The following is a 211-nucleotide window of genomic DNA, read 5'->3' as shown; positions in this document are numbered from 1 at the left end:
GTAAAGAATTGCTGCTTCATTAAGTTTCGTATACCTGATTTAAATTCTTCAAAGTGAGGAGGTACGACACCTGATCCTTATAAGAAAGGAATCTTTTCAAATAACATAAAAATAGCGAGCAAATTGGTTAATGCGCCCGATAAGGCAATTAACCCAACCATGGTTATAATAGCCTACAATTGGCTTTCTCCTAACAATAAACCGACCGCTA

General features: G+C 36.5%; 1 pseudogene. It reads right to left on the bottom strand.

Annotation, left to right across the window (positions count from 1 at the left end):
- A pseudogene (locus V6256_RS16100) lies at nt 1–161 on the bottom strand (DUF445 domain-containing protein); the annotation flags it as partial.
- Nucleotides 162–211 lie beyond the last annotated feature (50 nt).

The sequence above is a fragment of the Psychromonas aquatilis genome, assembly GCF_038155185.1.
Taxonomy (GTDB): Bacteria; Pseudomonadota; Gammaproteobacteria; order Enterobacterales; family Psychromonadaceae; genus Psychromonas; species Psychromonas aquatilis.
This window is presented reverse-complemented; position numbering and strand designations above follow the sequence as displayed.